Source organism: Rhodococcus sp. HNM0569 (assembly GCF_012726205.1).
Lineage (GTDB): Bacteria > Actinomycetota > Actinomycetes > Mycobacteriales > Mycobacteriaceae > Rhodococcus_F.
The window spans coordinates 248,269-266,210 of record NZ_JAASAE010000006.1 but is presented as its reverse complement, the minus strand read 5'-3'; the positions used below and the strand labels follow the sequence as shown (position 1 = coordinate 266,210).

The window sequence follows — 17,942 nt, the reverse complement described above, 5'->3', positions numbered from 1 at the left end:
GCCGTCACTGCGCGGAGCGCCCGGGCCGCCTGCGCGTGAACCAGATCGCGAGGGCGATGCCGACCACCACGAGGACCGCTACCGATACGAGAACCGCCCGCACCACCCCGGACGTGCCCGCATCCGTCGGCGGGACGGCCTGCTGCTGCAACGACAGTTCGACGGGCTCACGGCCTTGCGCCGTGAAGAGGATGTCGCCGGTGAGGCCGGGCCAGCGCTGGGGATCGGCGGCCAGCCAGTCGAGCGTGCGGTCGAGCTCGGTCGGCACGCTCGTCGCATCGGCGACGACGAGCTGTCGCGTGCCGTCCCACGTGGTCTGCAAGGACGCGAACTGTGCACCCGAGCCGAGCGTGACGGTGCTCCGGCCGCCGTCGTCCGGGTACGTCAGCTCGAGGGTCGTGTCCTGGGACGCGTCGAGCGGGAGGTCGATGCCGTCCGGGATCTGCCCGTCGGCGATCACCAGTACCGCGGGGCGTTCGGACGAGACCGCCTCCTCCATCGGCACCCACGTGGGTTCGAGGCGCGCGGTGGTGATGCTCTGCAACCCGGTCACGATCGACACCGCCCGCGCGAGGTCGTCGAAATCTCCTTCGCTGCCCGCGACGTCGAATGCCGGCTCGAGCGCTTGGGGCAGTGCCTGGAAGCCGGATGTGCCGCCGCCCTCGGCCGGATCCGTGCGCACCTGGCTCTGTGGCAGCAGAGTCAACGTGATCGGTTGCTCGAGCCCGCACTGCGTCGTGGCACCGGTGGTCTCGAGCGTGACGTCGAGCGTCGTGTTCCGTTCGAGATCCGCGTCGGGAATCTCGACCCAGCGGTCGATCTGCCCGCTCGCGTCGGCGGCCCAGGAAGCGAGGACGTCGTTACCGACCGAGACCGTGATCAGTCCGCTCTGCGACGCGGGCAGGGGAGTGTAGTTGCCCTGCAGGTGTACGCGCATGCCCCGGACCGCGTGCCCGATCCGGTCCTGGTTGATCGACGCGCTCACCTGTACGCGGCCGTGTGAGGTGGAGGTGAGGGTACCGATTCCGAGATCGGCGAAGGTGGAGCCGTCTCCGCGCAGCTCGGGAGGCGCGTCCATCGACCCTGCCGTCGCCTTGCTGTCGACGGCGAGCGCCGACACATTGCTCGTGAGCAGACGCACCTGGTCGGTCAGCTGGTCGCCGTCGCCGCGGAGTGCGAGTGCGGCAGGACCTTCCGGGACCGGGACCAACTCGGTCGCCGCCTCGTCGCCGCGGAGGATCACGACCGACCGGCTGAACGGGCTGTCGGCAAGGTCGGGTCGGCCGTCCGCGGGCAACGGCCGCAACTCGACTCGCGGATGCTGGTTGCCGTAGTGCGCGACCAGAGCGGCCGCCGCCTCGACGGCGCCGTCGGCCTCCGCGGCGTCCGGCGACGGTGGAACGTACACGCGCAGCTGTTCGAGAACGGGAGGCAGGAAGTCGGCGACGACCGTGGGGTTCGTCGCGGTGCCGTCGTAGCCGACGGCGACGTCGTGCAGTGTGACGCTGCGGCCCGACCAGTCGTCGGGGCAGATACCGTCGAGCGGAAGGAGTGTCAGCCGCAGCTCGACCACGACGGCATTCGTGTCGATCCGTGCGCCGGTGAGCGGAATCGTGATCGGGCCGCTCGCCGTGGGGGAGGCGGGAAGTTCGACACGTGCGAGAGTGCGATCGTCCGATACGACGTCGATCCAACCGCGGGCGAGGTTGGCGGGCAGGTCGACCGTGCCGGTGAGTGCTGTCGGGGAAAGGCCCTGCGGCACAGGCACGGCGAGTGAGACCTGGTCCTGGTTGCCACGGAATGTGATGTCCTCACCGAGACCGAGTGTCCCGAGACCGAGTTGCGTGGTGCCCGGCGCGGGCGCGGGAGAATCGGTGGGTTGTGCGTGTCCGGCGGGAGTGGCGAGCACGATCGTGGACACGAGGCCTGCGACGACCAAGGCGGTTGTCCGGCGAACTCGTGTGCCCCAGCGCATCGCGCCCCCTTCGGTCCGGTCGGCACGACCGTGCCGTTCCTGGTACGACCGTGCCGACGGTACCGGTCGGGGGCTACCTGCACAGCGCTTTCGCGTGGTCGGTCAGCCTGTGGTGCCGCTGATCTCGTTCGGCACGTGGGGAAGCGGTGTCGACGACGTCACGCGGGCCGACTCGAGGTCGACCGTGTGCAGCATGCTGCGCGCCGGATCGGTCACGTACGTAGTGTGATCGATCGTGAAGACCGCGGGCCGCGGCGCCTGCCACCGTTCGGGTTCGGTCCATGCGTCGATCACCGGCACCACGCCGGTCACCGCCCGGGTATCCGGTTCGACGACGTGCAGCGCGCCGTCGGTTCCGAGCACGACGGTTTCGCCGTGCGGGCCGCGTGCGAGCGAGCGGAACGAGTAGCTCGTGCCGAGGTCGACGAGTGCGATCTCGCCGCGCTCGGTATCGACCAGCGAGATACGTTCGGGCCGTTCGAGTTCGGCGTCGGGATCGGTCTTGTAGTCGCCGAGCACGACCGGCGACGACTCGTCCGACGCGTGATTGCCGATGCGGCCGTATACGTCGGGTGCCGCGAGCTTGGTGAACGTGCCTCCGGAGAACACGACGGCACCGTTCTCGCAGCCGAGCACGATCGCGCCGCGCGCGAGCGATTCCCCGTGCACGCCCGGGCAGTCGTCGGTACGCGCGATCTCGTGCCCGTCCGCGTCCAACGCGCGCACGGTGTGCCTTTCGTCTTCCGTGCCGTCCGTCACGACGAGGCCTCCGTCGTCGAGTGGGATCGCGACGCCATGGTGCGGCGACGGGGTCGTGTACTCGGTCGTCGCGGGCGTCTCGCCCGATGCGAGTTGCGCGGGATCGAAGACGCGCACCAGTCCGGTGCCGTCGTCGAACAGTGCGGTGCGCCCGGCGTGCGGCACCACGTGGCCGGGTTCCTCCGCGCCGAACCGGATGCCGGTCGTGGCGGGGTCGGCGGTCCAGTGCGCGGCGCCGTCGCTCCAGGTGCCGAGGTCGAGCATCGAGAATCCGGGGCCGGCGCTGATCGCGACGTGGCGGTCGTCGCCCGCGGGATCGAGCCGGACCAGGCCCGAGGGGACGTCGGCGCCCGCGATGTCGGTGGTCGGGAGGTCTGCCACGAGGTCGAGCGGGCCGTGCCCGTTCGGTGTGCCGTCCAGAACCATGATGCCGCCGTCGTAGGAGAGCGCGACGCGCGGCGTCGCGTGGTCGACGGGGGTGGCGCTCACGTCGTCGGCGCCGCCGTTGCCGCACGCGGCGACGAGGGCGGCGGTGGTGAGCACGGTGAGCGCACCGGACCAGGTCGGTGCCGAGCGCGTCGGGCCGGGTAGGTGCGGGTGGCCCTTCGGGCCGGGCGGCCGGAAGCCGCGGGAGGGGGTGAGTACGGGCATGGATCGCTAATCAACCGTTAATGAAAACGAATGTCAAAGTAGATGATGCGAATGTCGGCATGTGGACCCACCGCGCGCCCGTCGAGGCGTACAATGCCACTGTCGTCAATAATGCTGTGCCGCAGCATGTTACGCCCGGAATCCATGATTGCGCGGGGTGCCTGCGTGGGTAGCCTCGAACCATGAGCAAATACGCGACAATCGACCCCACGACGGGCCGCACCGAACGACAGTTCGACACGCTCGACGACGGCGGCGTCCGCGACGCGATCGCACGCTCGGCCGCCGCGTACTCCCGGTGGCGCGCCACCGACGTCGCCGACCGCGCCCGTGCGATCGCCGCGACGGCGGACCTGTACGACGCGCGTCAGGACGAACTCGCGGCATCGATCACGAAGGAGATGGGCAAGCCCCGCAAGGAAGCGCTCGGCGAGGTGCAACTGGCGGCCGCGATCTACCGCTGGTACGCCGAGCACGGTCCGGAATTGCTCGCGCGCGACGAACTCGACGTGCCACCCGCACTCGAATCCGTGGTCACGTACGAGCCGATCGGCCCGCTCGTCGGCGTCATGCCGTGGAACTACCCCTACTACCAGGTCGCCCGGTTCGCGGCGCCCAATCTCGTCCTCGGCAACACCGTGCTGCTCAAGCACGCGTCGATCTGTCCCGCGTCGGCGCTGCTCATGGAAGAAGTCCTCCACGCCGCAGGCGTGCCGGCCGACGCGTACGTCAACCTGTTCGCGACGAGCGACCAGGTCGCCGACGTCATCGCCGATCCCGCGGTGCGCGGCGTCTCGCTGACCGGCAGCGAAGCAGCGGGCGCGGCCGTCGCTCGTACCGCGGCGGACAACCTCAAGAAGTCGGTGCTCGAACTCGGCGGCTCGGACGCGCTGATCCTGCTCGACACCGACGACCTCGCACGCTCGGCGAGAATCGCGGCGCGCGCCCGGTTGTCGAACTGCGGGCAGGCGTGCAACTCGCCCAAACGCATGATCGTGCCAGGCGAGTACTACGACGAGTTCGTCGCCGCACTCGTGCGCGAGTTCGACGCCGCGGTGGTCGGCGACCCGTCCGACGATGGCACACAGGTCGGGCCGCTGTCGTCGGTCGACGCGCGGGACGGCGTCGTGAAACAGGTGCGCCGGGCCGTAGAGCAGGGCGCCACGCTGCACACCGGAGGCGAACCGCTGGCGGGTGAGGGTGCGTTCATGAAGCCCGCGGTGCTCACCGGCGTCACGTCCGACATGGATGCCTATCGTGAGGAGATCTTCGGTCCGGTCGGGGTCGTGTACCGCGTCGACTCGGTCGACGAGGCGGTCGCTCTGGCCAACGACACCACCTTCGGGCTCAGCGCGTCGGTGTGGGGACGCGACCTCGACGCGGCACGTGCCGTCGCGGACCGCCTCGACGTCGGCATGGCCTACGTCAACGAACACGGCACGACGCTGCCGGGTCTTCCGTTCGGTGGCGTCAAACGGTCCGGATACGGTCGCGAGCTCGGCAAGTGGGGAATCCACGAGTTCGCCAACGCGAAGCTGCGCCGTACCTCGGAGCGCTGACCGGCCGGGATGCCGCCGTCACTCGGCGTGGGTTAGAGTCCCTGCGTGCCACGGGGAGGCACGCAGGGACCGTGCAGGACGGGCGATCTGGGGGGATGTGTGAACGCGGGGGGAATCGGAAGCGACGCGACGGCGGTCGGTGGCCCCGGGCCTCGTGCCCTGGTGGCGATGACACTCGGCAACGGTCTGCTCCCGGTCGACGTGTGGATCGACGACGCGCTGCACCACTGGGTCGCGCCCACCCACGTCGCGTCGGCCGTCATGGACGGATACCGCACTGCGCTGCGTGTCGCCAAGGGGAAACGTTTCGAGGACAACCACTTCCGCGTGCTCGCGCCGGTCCCTGCGCGGCGTGCGGTGCTGAGCACCCTGCTGCGGACGTCGACGGCGCTCGAGTACCGCCGCGTGCGCGACTCGGTCACCGGCGGCGCGCGTTTCGTCGCGTCGGGTGACGCCCGCACCCGCGGCGACGCCCCCGCCGTCACCGTGAGCGCCGACCGGTTCGTCGTCACGCGCGTCGCGATCGACCCCGAGTGGGTCGCCACCGTTCCTGCCCGCGAGATCGAGCACGAGCTCGTCTCGTGTGCCCGCGCCCTCGGTGCGAGCCGGCCGGTGTTCGTCGAACACGCCGAACACGCCGACTGGACGGACAACCAGTTGGAGACGACGGTCGCCGCGCATCACCGCGCCCTGTTGCGCGCACGCTGACCGGCGCCGGTCAGCCGCGTTCGGTGTCGTGCCCTGGTTGCCGGGGCACCTGGTGGTGCGCGGCAAGTACCGCGGCGGTGGCCGCGAGTTCGGCCCGCCGCACGGCGTCGATCGCCCGGAGCAGCGCACGGTCGGCGGCGTGCAGTGCCTCGGCGGGCGTGACGTGCGCGTCCTCGAATGTGTCGGCACCTGCGCGCGTGCCGTCGGTGTCGCCGCAGGGTGTCGGTGCGGGATAGGACTGCACGGCCCGCATCAGTTCGGTGAAGGCGTCGGGCCCGCTGCGGACGGGCCGGACGGTCAGTTCACAGCCCCGCGCGTCGGTCCCGGCCGCGAGACGCGTCGCGTAGGTGACGTGCGCACAGCACTCCGCGACGGCTCGTCGCAGTTCTTCGGTACGGCGCACGATGTGGGTCGGCGTGTGATGCGCCATGGTGACCACCTCCGTCACCACCCATTGTCCCCGAAATGTGCTCTGAACTGGGCAAACGGTGACACACGCCATACCTCGGCGCCGCCGCTTCCGTCCGCGTCGACGCCGGCGCGCGCGGATCCGGCGTGCCGGTACCGCGTGCGTCGTACGGTATGTGAATGGAATCCGGGAGTTCGGCGCTGTTAACCGTCGTCACCGATCTCGGCCGGGTACGCGATCACAACGAGGACGCCGTCGGTGTCGACGGCTGGGCGCTGCACGGCGAGCACGGCCGCGTGCTGCAGGTGCGGATCGCGCGCGGCAGCGGGTCGACAGTCGTCGTGTGCGACGGCATGGGCGGTCATCTCGCGGGCGAGGTGGCGTCACGGCTCGCGGCCGAAATCCTCAGCGCACCGCTCGATCCCGAGGGCCGTGACGGCGCGGCCGATGCCCTCGCGGCTCGTGCACAGGCGGTCGCCGACCAGCTCAACCGTATGGGCGAGGACGACGAGGCGTTCTCGGGGATGGGCACCACCGCGGCGGGGGTGCATCTCGCGGCCGACGGATCCGTGCTCGCGTTCAACGTCGGCGACTCGACCGTGCTGCGTTGTGCCGACGGCGAAGCCCGCGAACTCAGCGAGCCCGACGTCGGCTACGGCGGCGGGCTCACCCAGGCCCTCGGGGCCACGCGGGCGCCGCTCGACGTCCACGTCACCCCCGTCGAGTGCGGCGCCGACATCGCCGTGGTGATGTGCAGCGACGGCCTCACCGATCTCGTCAGTCACGAGGCCGTCGCGCAGGCACTGCGCCTCGGCGACGCCGACGACCGCGCGAGCAGCGACACCGAAACTGCCGTCGCGCTCGTGCGGCTCGCGTGCGAGCTCGGCGGCCACGACAACATCACGATCGCGATTCTGCGCTTCGCCGACGCGTGAACGCCGCGCCGCGTCAGGGCACGGTGATCGTGGTGTTGGCCCGTTCGTGTGCCTTCGACGCCGTCAGCAGCTCGGCCACGGCGCGCAGCGTCCCGGTGCCCGGCTGCCACGCCCGCAGCAGCGTGCCCACCTTGTCGTGCATCGCGGCGCGCAGGCGGTCGAACGAATCCTGCGGCTCCGATCCGACGTAGCCGAGCAGGAGCCACCACGCCCACGCGACCGCGCCCGCGTTCGCGACGAAGTCCGGCACCACTGCGACGCCGCGGGCCGCGAGGGCGGCTTCGGCGTGCGGCGTCGTCGCGGCGTTCGCGGCCTCGACGACCACACTCGCACGTACCTGATCGCAGTTGGCCTCGGTGAGCGCGTACGACACCGCGGCCGGAATCAGAAAGTCGGCCTCCACTCCGAGGACGACATCGCGCGGCAGCCGCTCGACGTGTGCGGGAACGCGCGTGCGGTCGATCTCGCCGTACTCGTCGCGCGTGTCGAGCAGCGCGGGCACGTCGAGGCCTGCGGGATCGAACAGGGTGCCCGCGGCGTCCGCGACCGCGACGACCTTCATGCCCGTGTCGTGCAGGTACCACGCGGCGCCGCCGCCCATCGTGCCGACACCCTGTACCGCGACGGTGCACCGCGCAGGGTCCCAGTTCCAGTTCTGCGCGGCGGCCAAGCATGCCTGCGCCACGCCGTATCCGCCGATGACGTCGCCGAGCAACCCGCCCGGTGCGTGTGCGCACAGGCCGGCCATGACGCGCTCGGCGGTGCGCTGCGGGTCGGCCGCACGTTCGATCGCCGCGTGGTACGACTGCCGCATCCCCAGCCGCGCGAACACCGCGTCGATGCGGTGTTGCGGCACACCGAGGTCCTCGGCCGTCACCCAGTGCCGGTCGAGGAACGGACGCATCGCGTCGCAGAACCGCTCGAGTACCTCGTCGGCACGCGGGTCCTTGGGGTCGAAGTCGATGCCGCCCTTCGCGCCGCCGATCGGCAGGTCGAACATCGCGGTCTTGGCGGACATGCCGCGCGCGAGGTCCTCGACCTCGGTGAGCGTGCACCCCGGCCGCATTCGCGTGCCACCCGTCGCCATGCCCGACACCAGGGTGTCGACGACGAGATAGCCGACGGTGTGGGTCACCGGGTCGGTCCACTCGATCCGCATGATCGGTTCGGGACGTGAGGGGTGCGTGACGGCCGCGGCCGAGGTCGACCGGTTCCCTGTGCGCATGTCGATCGTCGTCATGTCGAGTCCCCCGTTTCCCGGATTGTCGTGGGCGGAACTGTTGCGGGCAGCGTCCACCGGGCCCGCCCCCGGTCGGGGAACGCGCCTGGCCGCTGCCGGATGATGCGGATTTCGTCCGCTGGTCTCAGCATGTGCCCTGGTGAGCGGGCACGTCCAGTTACTCTTCGTGGACCGATCCGTTCATGAAATGTGGACTCTCGCCGAGGAGCGGGCCGAGGACGCGGGTACCGCATATCGTGTGGTGATGGAGTTCTCGCTGCATCGACTCAAGTTGCTCCGTGAGCTCAGCAGGCGTGGCACCGTGACGGCCGTGGCGCAGTCGCTCAACTACACGGTGTCGGCGGTGTCCCAGCAGCTCGCCCAACTCGAACGCGAATCGGGCACACGGTTGTTCGAACGCCAGGGCAGACGGATGCTGTTCACCGAGGCGGGGGTCGTGCTCGCCGAGCATGCCGAGGAGATCCTGGCGGCCGTCGAACGTGCGGGTCTCGCGCTCGAAACCGCCCAGAGCGGAGTCACGGCACGTCTCACCGCGGGGGTGTGGGCGTCGGTCGCGGCGGGGCTGTTGCCGCTCGCGCTCAGCGAACTCGAACGCACGCACCCGGGCATCGAGGTCCGCACGAAGGAACTCGCGCCCGAGGAGACGGCAGGCGCGGTACGCGACGGCGCGCTCGACCTGTCGTTCGTGATCGAGTACTCCAACTACCCCCTCACGTGGGATCCCGCCCTCGCGCGCGAGATCATCGCCGTCGAGCGTATGCACGCGGTACTCCCGCGTGGCCTCCACACGCGCGGGTCGATCGCGCTCGCCGAGCTCGCCGACCGGCCGTGGATCCTGTCCGGCCCGCGCTCGCATTTCGGCAAGTCGGTGCGTCGCGCGTGCAACACCGCGGGCTTCGAGCCGCGCATCCGGCACGAGGTGGGCGAGCAGGCCACCGCGCTCGCGATGGTCGCGTCGGGCCTCGGCGTCACGCTCGTGTCCGATCTCGGTCTCATGCTGCGGCCGAGCGAGCTCGACATCGTTCCGGTCGACGACCCCCTCGTGCGCACCGTGTCGGTCGCGTACCGGACGGCGAGCGCGGCCCGCCCGTCGCTGCAGTCGGTGATCGGGGCGGTGCGCGACGCGGCTCGCACCCTCGGTCTTGCCGACCACGCGACCACGTGAACCGGTTCGGCGCGGGGCGGTAGTAGAACGAACTCGTTCGGCCGGTGGTCACGAGATCGCGTGCCGACCGCGGCGTCCCGCACCATCTGGTGCGAAAAAGTGAAACAGGTTACACTTCGCGGCACGTTCGGTCGGCGGGTCGCGAGTGCGTCTCCCGTCCGGCGCGAAGGCACGATGCAACGTCGCGAACCGAAAGGTGCTGCATGCGGTACGGATTGGTCTTGTTCAGCAGTGATCGAGGTATCGCTCCCGCGCCTGCCGCGGCCGCGGCCGAACGGTTCGGCTTCGATTCGTTCTACGTGCCCGAGCACACCCACATCCCGGTCCGCCGCGAGGCCGCGCATCCACAGACCGGCGGTGCCGCACTGCCCGACGACCGGTACGCCCGCACTCTCGACCCGTGGGTCTCGCTGGGCGGGGCCGCAGCGGTCACCAGCACCATCCGGCTCGGCACCGCCGTCGCGATCCCCGTCGAGCACGACCCGCTCACCCTCGCGAAAACGATTGCGTCGCTGGACCATCTCAGCGGCGGCCGGGTCACGTTCGGCGTCGGCTACGGCTGGAACACCGACGAACTCGCCGATCACGGAGTACCGCCCAAGCGCAGGCGCACCATGCTGCGCGAGTACCTCGAGGCGATGCAGGCCCTCTGGTCGCAGGAACAGGCCGAGTACGACGGCGAATTCGTCACCTTCGGCCCGAGCTGGGCATGGCCCAAGCCGATCCAGCAGCCGCGGGTTCCCACGCTCGTCGGTGCGGCGGGCACCGAGAAGAATTTCGCGTGGATCTGCCGCAGCGCCGACGGCTGGATCAGCACGCCCGGCGAGTCCGAGATCGACGACCGCGTGCGGCTGCTGCAGAAGATGTGGCGCGACGCGGGCCGCGAGGGTGAGCCCGAGATCGTCGTGCTCGACTTCAAGCCCGACGCCGAACGGCTCGAACGCTGGCGCGATCTCGGTGTCACCGAGGTCGTGTACGGCATGCCCGACAAAGCCGAGGCCGAGGTCGTCGCCTACGTCGAGAGGTTGGCGGGCAAGCTCGCACTCGGCGGCCGCTGAGGCGGTCACCGCGGAGGAGCCCGGCAGGGCAGGAGGGGAGGGCGACGTGCGCATTGCACTGCTGTCGTACCGGAGCAAGCGGCATGTGGGCGGCCAGGGAGTCTACGTCGAGCGGTTGAGCAAGGCGCTCGCCGACCGGGGGCACCACGTCGAGGTGTTCTCGGGGCAGCCCTATCCCGCGCTCGATCCACGCGTCACACTCACCGAGGTGCCGAGCCTCGATCTGTATCGCGAGCCCGATCCGTTCCGCACGCCTCGGCTGCGGGAGTTCCGGGACTGGATCGACGTGCTCGAGGTCGCGACGATGTGGACGGCGGGCTTTCCCGAGCCGCTCACGTTCAGCCTGCGCGCCGCACGCGAGTTGCGTGCGCGGCGCGGCGAGTTCGACGTCGTGCACGACAACCAGTGCCTCGGCTTCGGGTTGCTGGCGGTGGCGCGGTCGTCGCCGATGGTCGCGACCATCCACCATCCCATCTCGCGTGATCGCACGCTCGACCTGAAGGCGGCACGGTGGTGGCGCAAGCCGATGGTCCACCGCTGGTACGGGTTCGTGCGGATGCAGGGTTTCGTCGCGCGCAGACTCCCCCGGGTGCTCACGGTGTCGAGTTCGTCGGCCGCCGACATCGCGGACGCATTCGGCGTACACGACGACGCGATCACCGTCGCACCGCTCGGCGTCGACACGGACGTGTTCCGGCCGTCGGACGCGCCACGCGTCCCCGGGCGCATCGTGGCCGTCGCGAGCGCCGACGTCGTGTTGAAAGGCGTACGGCACCTACTCGAATCGGTCGCCAAGTTGCGCACCGAACGCGACGTCGAATTGCAGCTCGTGTCCAAGTGCGATCCGGACGGGCCCACCCGCCGGCTGATCGACCAGCTCGATCTCGGCGACGTCGTGCACATCTCGTCCGGTCTCGAAGACGCCGAACTCGCCGCTCTGCTCGCCTCGGCCGAGATCGCGTGTGTGCCGTCGTTGTACGAGGGGTTCTCGCTGCCCACCGTCGAGGCGATGTCCTGCGGCACACCGCTCGTCGTGTCGCGGGCCGGAGCCATCCCGGAGGTGGTCGGCGCCGACGGGCTGTGCGCCGACCTCGTGCCGCCCGGCGACACCGAAGCCCTCACCGCGACGCTCGCGGCACTGCTGGACGATCCGCAGCGTCGAGCGGCACTCGGCGCGCGCGGCCGGTCGCGGGCCGAGGAACGCTACAGCTGGGCTGCCGTGGCGGCCGCCACCGAAGCGGTGTACGACAGTGCTCGCACCCGAGCGCGCAGGGAAAGGAACTCCTGATGCTGACAGTGGATTTCGACCGCCTCGGCTTCCGGCCGGGCGACAAGGTCGTCGACGTCGGAGCGGGCGCGGGCAGGCACTCGTTCGAGCTGTACCGCCGCGGCATCGATGTCATCGCGTTCGACGCCGACGAGGTCGAGCTCAAGGGTGTGCGCGACATGTTCGACGCGATGGCCGAGGCGGGCGAGGTGCCCGAGTCGGCCACGGCCGAGACCGTCGTGGGCGATGCGCTCGCGCTGCCCTATCCGGACGGACATTTCGACGGCGTACTCGCGTGCGAGATCCTCGAACACATTCCCGACGACGACACCGCCATCGCCGAACTCGTGCGCGTCGTCCGACCGGGTGGCACCGTCGCGGTCAGCGTGCCACGGTGGCTCCCCGAGCGCGTGTGCTGGGCGCTGTCGGACGAGTACCACGCGAACGAGGGCGGGCACGTGCGCATCTTCCGTGCCTCGGAACTGGCGCGCAAACTCGTCGCGGCGGGGCTCGTCGAGACCCACCGCCACCACGCACACGCGCTGCACGCGCCGTACTGGTGGCTCAAGTGCGCGGTCGGCGTCGAACGCGACACCCACCCCGCCGTGCGGGCGTATCACTCGATGCTCGTGTGGGACATGATGTCCGCACCTGCGCTCACCCGCACCGCCGAGAAGGTACTCGACCCCCTGATCGGCAAGAGTGTCGTCCTCTACTTCACGAAACCGCTCTCCGCAGGCCCGGATTCGGCTGCGCCGGAGCGCTCGTGACGAGCGACGCGCAGGTACGTCTCACGCACGGAAGCGGTGACCTCCCGGCAGGGTCACGACCTGCCGGCTCGGTACCCGCCGTGGAGGGCGTGCTGACCGCCGAGCAATGCCTGCAGACCGGCCTGTCGATCGCCAGGGCGCAGGAGGCTTCCGGCGCGATCCCGTGGTTTCCCGGGGGACACGTGGACCCGTGGGATCACGTCGAATCGGCGATGGCCCTCACGGTCTGCGGCCTCGTCGACGAAGCCGACGCCGCCTACCGGTGGTCGCAGCGCACGCAGCGCCCGGACGGATCGTGGCCGTCCCGCTACGAACAGGGAGTCGTCACCGACGACAGCCTCGACGTCAACTTCTGCGCGTACATCGCGGTCGGCGTGTGGCATCACTTCGCCGTCACCCGCGATGCCGACTTCCTCGCCGACCTGTGGCCGACGGTGCGCCGTGCGCTCGACTTCGTGCTCCGGTTCCAGCGCGCCCGGGGCGAATTCGTGTGGACCGACGCCGACGATCTCGACGGCGTGGACGCCCTGCTCACCGGAAACGCGAGCATCCACCACGCGCTGTGCTGCGGCATCGCGATCGCCGACCACCTGACACAGCCGCAACCCGGGTGGGAACTCGCGGCAGTGCGCGTCGCGCACGCCGTCGAGCAGCACCCCGATGCGTTCGCCGACAAGTCCGAGTACTCGATGGACTGGTACTACCCGGTCCTCGGCGGAGCGCTCACCGGGGCTGCTGCACGCGCGCACCTCGCCGCGTCGTGGGATCGTTTCGTCGTGCCGGGCCTGGGAGCCAGGTGCGTCGACCACCGCCCGTGGGTCACCGGCGCCGAAACCTGCGAACTCGTCATGGCACTCGTCGCGGCAGGTATGCCCGAACGAGCGCGCGAACAGTTCGCGAACATGCAGCATCTGCGCGAGCGCGACGGGTCGTACTGGACGGGCCTGGTGTACGACGACGGAAAGCGTTGGCCGGTGGAATGTTCCACGTGGACCGCGGGTGCAATGGTGCTGGCGGCCGACGCGCTCAGTGCCACCACGGCCGGCGCCGAGGTCTTCCGTGCGGATGTCCTGCGCGCCACCCTGCTCGGTGATCGCAGCGTGACCGACCGGGTGCGGTGAGCGACGCTCAGGCCGGCTTACGCAGGAGGCGAAGCGAATCGACCGTGCGGACGTCCACGAAGCCGTCGGCCAGCGCGCGCTCGTAGATGTGGAACGGTGCCTGGCCGCCGTCCTCGGGATTCGGGAAGACGTCGTGGATCGCGAGGATCCCGCCGGCACGCACGTGCGGCGCCCACGAGTCGTAATCGCCTGCCGCGGCGGCCTCGGTGTGGCCGCCGTCGACGAACAGCATGTCGATCGGGGTGTTCCACACCTGCGCCACCGACGACGAGCGCCCGACGATGCCGACGACGACGTCCTCGAGTTCGGCATCGGCGATGGTGCGGCGGAAACGCGACACCGTGTCGATGAGGCCGGTGTGCGGATCGACGAGCGACTCGTCGTGGTACTCCCACCCCACCTGATGCTCCTCGGAGCCGCGGTGGTGGTCGATCGTGACGACGCGGCCGCCCGTGACGGCAGCTGCCGCACCGAGATACACGGCGGACTTGCCGCAGTACGTGCCGATCTCGACGATCACCGAGCCCTCGGGCAGGAGTACCGCGGCGTCGAACAGGGCCTCGCCCTCACGCGCAGGCATGAAGCCCGTCGCGCCTTCCGCAACGGCGCGCAGCCGCTGCGGCAGTGCGGGAGTGGTGGTCGATCGAAGGTCGGACACGGGCGGCCTCTCCTCGGTGTGCGTGATTCCTGAACCCTACCGGCCGGGTCAGGACGCGTCACGCTCGTGTCTGCCCGCAAGCCGTTCGAGCAGCATGCTGATCTTCGAACCCATCGCCCAGCCCACGTAATGCGTGAGGAACAGCCCGATCTCGCGCAACTCGTCGGGGGAGAGCTCGCCGTTGCCGAGGGCCGCCGTCGCCTGGATCTCGACGACATCGTCCATGCCCTGCGCCGACAGCGCACCGAGCAGCAGGAGCCGACGGTCGCGGATCGTGAGGTCCGGCCGATTCCAGATGTCGGCGAACAGATGATCGACCGTGGTCGCGAAGAACGCTCCTGGCCCGTCCTGGACTTCCCAGCCGTACACCTTCGACATCGTCTCGAGCCCGCGCTTGCGCGTCTCGGTCGCGTCGGGGGTGGTTTCGGGTGTCTCAGTCATCGTTGCTCCTCGAGGAGGGGGGGGCGGGGTCGGCCAGCGGCCCGGCACCGACGCCGAGGCCGTCGCCGAGTTCGGCGAGTGCGCGCCGAGCGAGCGGGAGATCGACGCCGTACCCGTCGGCCACCGCGAGTGCGAGCGACAGGTCCTTCTCGCCGAGATCACGGACGTGCGACAGGATGGGCAGCCACGGGTCGCCGTCTTCGATGCGCGCTGCGGTGGGCCGCAACATGATCGAGCCCGGGCCTCCCGTGACGGCGTCGGAGTGCCGCACGACGTCGCCGAGTGCTTCGAGGTCGAGGCCCGCCGCTTCCGCGAGTCGCTGCGCCTCGGTGGCCGCGGTGAACGACACGAAGTGCAGCAGATTGCGTGCGAGTTTCATGCGCGTGCCCGACCCGACCGGGCCCGCGTGCACCACCTTGTCGGAGAAACGCGAGAACGGCTCGCGCACTGCCTCGAACGCCTCGTCCGACCCGCCGACCATGACCGCGAGCGTGCCCCCCCGCGCACCCATCGCGCCGCCCGACACCGGTGCGTCGACGACGTGCACGCCGACCTTCTCGGCGGCCCGCGCGAGGGACTCTGCGGTGGCGGCGTCGATCGTCGAGTGGATGGCGACGACCGTGCCGGGCGCCGCGGTGGACAGCACACCCTCCGGACCCGCGACGACCTCGGCGACCTGTTTGTCGTCGAGCACCGCGATCGAGACGTGGCCGGCAGCCGCGGCGACCTCCGCAGGAGAGGCCGCGATGGTGGCGCCGTGCTCGCGGAACCATTCGGTGGCGTCGCTGCGGACATCGGACACCACGAGCCCGCCCGGCCAGTCGGCCAGCTTGCGGGCCATCGACCCGCCCATCTGCCCGAGTCCGACGAAACCGACCGGAGCGCTCACGACCGCACGACCTGTCCGCCGTCGACATTGAAGATCTGGCCGGTGATCCAGGACGCCTCGTCCGAGAGCAGAAACAGGCACATGCCCACCAGATCCTCGGGCGTGCCCATCCGCTTGAGCGGGATCTTCGACACCATGTCCTTGACGATGTTGCCGGGCGTGACGGTGCGGGTGGCCTCGGTGTCGATCGGACCGGGTGCGATCGCATTGATGCGGATGCCGTTGCCGCCCAGTTCCGTTGCGAGCTGCTGGGTGAGTCCGTTGACACCGGTCTTGGCGAGCCCGTAGAAGCCGGAGTACAGCCACGCCGCGGTGGACGACTGGTTGACGATCGCGCCGCCGCCGCGGGCCTGCATGTGCGGCCACACCGCGCGCGTGACCGCGAGCGCGCCGTCGAGATTGACGCTCATGAAGCGCTTGTAGTAGTCCCAGGGCACGGTGAGCAGCAGGTCGAGTTTCATGGTGCCGTAGATCGCGGCGTTGTTGACGAGCAGGTCGATGCCGCCGAACTCGTCGACGACGGCCTGCGCCATCGCCTCCGCCGACTCCGGCTGCGCGACATCCACCTCGACGAATGTCGCCTTGCCGCCGTCCTGGCGGATCTGTTTGACCACGGACGATCCCGCTTCGCGGTTGAGATCGGCCACGGCCACCGACGCGCCTTCCGCGGCGAGGGCGCGCGCGTAGCCCTCGCCGATACCCTGCGCACCGCCGGTGACGACGGCGACCTTGCCGTCGAAGCGCGCGACGTGCGGACTCGTGTTGGTCATGGGGAGTGCCTTCTCTCGTTCTCGGTATCGGGATACTGGGTGGATGCTCAGGCGAGTTCGGCGACGAGCTTCGTCTCGAGATACTCCTCGAATCCCGCGACACCCATCTCGCGGCCGATGCCCGACTGCTTGTAGCCGCCGAAGGGGACGTCGGCGCCGTACCATACGCCGCCGTTGACACCCATTGTGCCGGTGCGGATTCCGCGGACGACGCGATCGATGCGCGCGGGGTCGGTGCCGTACACCGCGCCGGAGAGCCCGTAGGGCGAGTCGTTCGCGATGCGGATCGCGTCCTCGTCGCCGTCGTGCGGCAGCACGACCAGGACGGGGCCGAAGATCTCCTCCTGCGCCGCGCGTGCGGAGTTGTCGAGTCCGGAGATCAGCGTGGGTTCGACGAAGAAGCCGCGATCGCGTCCGTCGGGCCGTCGGCCACCGCACTCGATCTTGCCTCCCTCGGTGACGGCGAGATCGATGTAGCCCTCCACGCGGTCGCGCTGGCGCTGCGAGATGAGCGGCCCGCACACGGTGCCCGCGTCGCGTGGGTCGCCCGGCGTCAGGCTCGACATCGTGGCACGTGTGGCCGCGATGGCATCGTCGTAGTGTGCACGTGGCACGAGTAGTCGCGTCGTGATCGCGCAGCCCTGGCCGGCGTGCGTCGCGACCGTGAACGCCGCCATCGAGCACGCGGACGCGATGTCGGCGTCGTCGAGTACCACGAAGGCGGACTTGCCCCCGAGCTCGAGGAAGACCTTCTTGAGGGTGGGCGCGGCCGCGGTCATGACAGCGCGGCCGGTGGCCGTCGAGCCGGTGAACGAGACGAGGTCGACCCGCGGATCGGAGCTGAGCATCGCGCCGACCGAGTGGTCGCTGCTCGTGACGACATTGAACACACCGGGCGGAATATCGGTGTGCTCGTGTGCGATTCGCGCGATCTCCGCCGCACACCACGGCGTGTCGGGTGCCGGTTTGAGAACCACGGTATTGCCCGCGGCGAGCGCAGGCGCGACCTTCGCGAAGTTGATCTGGTGCGGGAAGTTCCACGGCGTGACCGCGCCGACGACGCCGACGGCCTCGCGCTCGACGCGTCGCTTGCTGCGCATGCCCATCGGTGCCGCGACGCCCATGTCGGTGGTCCACGCGTACGACTCGATCAGGTCGGCGTACCACGGCAGGTAGTCGAGCGGCGCTTCGAGTTGTGCACCGCTCGTGAGCATGCGCGGCGCGCCCACCTCGGCGATCGTGAGCGCGCGCAGACGCTCGACGTCGGCGGTGAGCGCGTCGTGCAGTTGTCGCAGGCAGCGGGCGCGCAGCGCGTGATCGTCGCGCCACGCAGTGGTGTCGAAGGCGGTGCGGGCGGACGCGATGGCGGCATCCATGTCGTCGGCCGTGCCGTCGGCCGCGGTGCCCAGCACCTCTTCGGTGGCGGGATCGACGGTGGGAAATCGGCCGCCCGCGCCCTCGACCGCGTGGCCGTCGATGAACAGGGACGTGTGATCGCCGGGGACGAGCCCGGTCGTACCGGCGCTGTTTTCGGACATGTGTCCGGACTGTATTCCACCTCACATCG

General features: G+C 70.2%; 17 protein-coding genes. 8 read left to right on the top strand and 9 right to left on the bottom strand.

Annotated elements, in window-relative coordinates; all coding sequences use genetic code 11:
- Positions 1 to 4 precede the first annotated feature (4 nt).
- Both HCA44_RS11135 and aztD read right to left on the bottom strand, forming a co-directional pair.
- A complete protein-coding gene (locus HCA44_RS11135; RefSeq protein WP_169648604.1) occupies positions 5 to 1,939 on the bottom strand; it encodes a hypothetical protein in 1,935 nt (644 codons plus the stop codon).
- A 138-nt stretch (positions 1,940 to 2,077) separates the two neighbouring features.
- Entirely contained in the window at positions 2,078 to 3,385 is a 1,308-nt protein-coding gene (gene aztD / locus HCA44_RS11130; protein ID WP_240945439.1) for a zinc metallochaperone AztD, read from the bottom strand.
- A 182-nt stretch (positions 3,386 to 3,567) separates the two neighbouring features.
- On the opposite strand from aztD, the gene HCA44_RS11125 reads away from it, so the two are divergent.
- Together HCA44_RS11125 and HCA44_RS11120 are read left to right on the top strand one after the other, a co-directional pair.
- Positions 3,568 to 4,944, top strand: coding sequence for an NAD-dependent succinate-semialdehyde dehydrogenase (locus HCA44_RS11125; protein ID WP_169648603.1), 1,377 nt, complete (start codon positions 3,568 to 3,570; stop codon positions 4,942 to 4,944).
- Between the two features lie 99 nt (positions 4,945 to 5,043).
- Positions 5,044 to 5,652, top strand: coding sequence for a hypothetical protein (locus HCA44_RS11120; RefSeq protein ID WP_169648602.1), 609 nt, complete (start codon positions 5,044 to 5,046; stop codon positions 5,650 to 5,652).
- Between the two features lie 10 nt (positions 5,653 to 5,662).
- Here the strand turns inward: HCA44_RS11120 and HCA44_RS11115 are convergent, their stop codons facing one another.
- Positions 5,663 to 6,082 (bottom strand): hypothetical protein, encoded by a 420-nt coding sequence (locus tag HCA44_RS11115; protein WP_169648601.1) that lies wholly within the window; start codon positions 6,080 to 6,082, stop codon positions 5,663 to 5,665.
- Positions 6,083 to 6,240: 158 nt separating this feature from the next.
- On the opposite strand from HCA44_RS11115, the gene HCA44_RS11110 reads away from it, so the two are divergent.
- Positions 6,241 to 6,996: a PP2C family serine/threonine-protein phosphatase gene (locus tag HCA44_RS11110; RefSeq protein ID WP_169648600.1), complete on the top strand. Its 756-nt coding sequence runs from the start codon at positions 6,241 to 6,243 to the stop codon at positions 6,994 to 6,996.
- 13 nt (positions 6,997 to 7,009) lie between these two features.
- Here the strand turns inward: HCA44_RS11110 and HCA44_RS11105 are convergent, their stop codons facing one another.
- Positions 7,010 to 8,221: a Glu/Leu/Phe/Val dehydrogenase dimerization domain-containing protein gene (locus tag HCA44_RS11105; protein ID WP_240945461.1), complete on the bottom strand. Its 1,212-nt coding sequence runs from the start codon at positions 8,219 to 8,221 to the stop codon at positions 7,010 to 7,012.
- Between the two features lie 259 nt (positions 8,222 to 8,480).
- Between HCA44_RS11105 and HCA44_RS11100 the strand changes: the two genes are divergently transcribed.
- The 5 genes from HCA44_RS11100 to HCA44_RS11080 all read left to right on the top strand — a co-directional run bounded on the left by HCA44_RS11100 (position 8,481) and on the right by HCA44_RS11080 (position 13,617).
- Positions 8,481 to 9,401: a LysR family transcriptional regulator gene (locus HCA44_RS11100; RefSeq protein WP_169648649.1), complete on the top strand. Its 921-nt coding sequence runs from the start codon at positions 8,481 to 8,483 to the stop codon at positions 9,399 to 9,401.
- 203 nt (positions 9,402 to 9,604) lie between these two features.
- Entirely contained in the window at positions 9,605 to 10,459 is an 855-nt protein-coding gene (locus HCA44_RS11095; RefSeq protein WP_169648598.1) for an LLM class F420-dependent oxidoreductase, read from the top strand.
- A gap of 46 nt (positions 10,460 to 10,505) precedes the next feature.
- Positions 10,506 to 11,747, top strand: a complete 1,242-nt coding sequence (locus tag HCA44_RS11090) for a glycosyltransferase family 4 protein (protein WP_169648597.1) — start codon at positions 10,506 to 10,508, stop codon at positions 11,745 to 11,747.
- Positions 11,747 to 12,496: a methyltransferase domain-containing protein gene (locus HCA44_RS11085; protein ID WP_169648596.1), complete on the top strand. Its 750-nt coding sequence runs from the start codon at positions 11,747 to 11,749 to the stop codon at positions 12,494 to 12,496. The genes HCA44_RS11090 and HCA44_RS11085 overlap by 1 nt, the downstream gene beginning before the upstream one ends.
- An 80-nt stretch (positions 12,497 to 12,576) precedes the next feature.
- A complete protein-coding gene (locus HCA44_RS11080) occupies positions 12,577 to 13,617 on the top strand; it encodes a prenyltransferase (RefSeq protein WP_169648648.1) in 1,041 nt (346 codons plus the stop codon).
- Positions 13,618 to 13,624: 7 nt separating this feature from the next.
- On the opposite strand, the gene HCA44_RS11075 is transcribed toward HCA44_RS11080, so the two are convergent.
- From HCA44_RS11075 to HCA44_RS11055, 5 genes are all read right to left on the bottom strand, one after another.
- Positions 13,625 to 14,197, bottom strand: coding sequence for a class I SAM-dependent methyltransferase (locus tag HCA44_RS11075; protein ID WP_169648647.1), 573 nt, complete (start codon positions 14,195 to 14,197; stop codon positions 13,625 to 13,627).
- Between the two features lie 126 nt (positions 14,198 to 14,323).
- Positions 14,324 to 14,716 carry a carboxymuconolactone decarboxylase family protein gene (locus tag HCA44_RS11070; protein WP_169648595.1) on the bottom strand — a complete coding sequence of 131 codons (393 nt, stop codon included), beginning with the start codon at positions 14,714 to 14,716 and terminating at the stop codon, positions 14,324 to 14,326.
- The gene (locus tag HCA44_RS11065; protein ID WP_169648594.1) at positions 14,709 to 15,605 is read right to left on the bottom strand and encodes an NAD(P)-dependent oxidoreductase; all 897 of its coding nucleotides are present in this window, start codon (positions 15,603 to 15,605) and stop codon (positions 14,709 to 14,711) included. Before HCA44_RS11065 ends, HCA44_RS11070 begins: the two co-directional genes overlap by 8 nt.
- Complete coding sequence (locus tag HCA44_RS11060) at positions 15,602 to 16,375, bottom strand: SDR family oxidoreductase (RefSeq protein ID WP_169648593.1); 774 nt, start codon at positions 16,373 to 16,375, stop codon at positions 15,602 to 15,604. The genes HCA44_RS11065 and HCA44_RS11060 overlap by 4 nt, the downstream gene beginning before the upstream one ends.
- 47 nt (positions 16,376 to 16,422) lie before the next feature.
- On the bottom strand, positions 16,423 to 17,913 hold the full coding sequence (locus tag HCA44_RS11055; protein ID WP_169648592.1) for an aldehyde dehydrogenase: 1,491 nt from the start codon (positions 17,911 to 17,913) through the stop codon (positions 16,423 to 16,425).
- Between the last annotated feature and the right edge of the window lie 29 nt (positions 17,914 to 17,942).

Coding starts and splice junctions, on each gene's coding strand:
- aztD (WP_240945439.1), bottom strand. CDS start 3,385: ATGCCCGTACTCACCCCCTCCCGCGGCTTCCGGCCGCCCGGCCCGAAG.
- HCA44_RS11125 (WP_169648603.1), top strand. CDS start 3,568: ATGAGCAAATACGCGACAATCGACCCCACGACGGGCCGCACCGAACGA.
- HCA44_RS11115 (WP_169648601.1), bottom strand. CDS start 6,082: ATGGCGCATCACACGCCGACCCACATCGTGCGCCGTACCGAAGAACTG.
- HCA44_RS11110 (WP_169648600.1), top strand. CDS start 6,241: ATGGAATCCGGGAGTTCGGCGCTGTTAACCGTCGTCACCGATCTCGGC.
- HCA44_RS11105 (WP_240945461.1), bottom strand. CDS start 8,221: ATGCGCACAGGGAACCGGTCGACCTCGGCCGCGGCCGTCACGCACCCC.
- HCA44_RS11100 (WP_169648649.1), top strand. CDS start 8,481: ATGGAGTTCTCGCTGCATCGACTCAAGTTGCTCCGTGAGCTCAGCAGG.
- HCA44_RS11095 (WP_169648598.1), top strand. CDS start 9,605: ATGCGGTACGGATTGGTCTTGTTCAGCAGTGATCGAGGTATCGCTCCC.
- HCA44_RS11085 (WP_169648596.1), top strand. CDS start 11,747: ATGCTGACAGTGGATTTCGACCGCCTCGGCTTCCGGCCGGGCGACAAG.
- HCA44_RS11075 (WP_169648647.1), bottom strand. CDS start 14,197: ATGCCTGCGCGTGAGGGCGAGGCCCTGTTCGACGCCGCGGTACTCCTG.
- HCA44_RS11070 (WP_169648595.1), bottom strand. CDS start 14,716: ATGACTGAGACACCCGAAACCACCCCCGACGCGACCGAGACGCGCAAG.
- HCA44_RS11060 (WP_169648593.1), bottom strand. CDS start 16,375: ATGACCAACACGAGTCCGCACGTCGCGCGCTTCGACGGCAAGGTCGCC.
- HCA44_RS11055 (WP_169648592.1), bottom strand. CDS start 17,913: ATGTCCGAAAACAGCGCCGGTACGACCGGGCTCGTCCCCGGCGATCAC.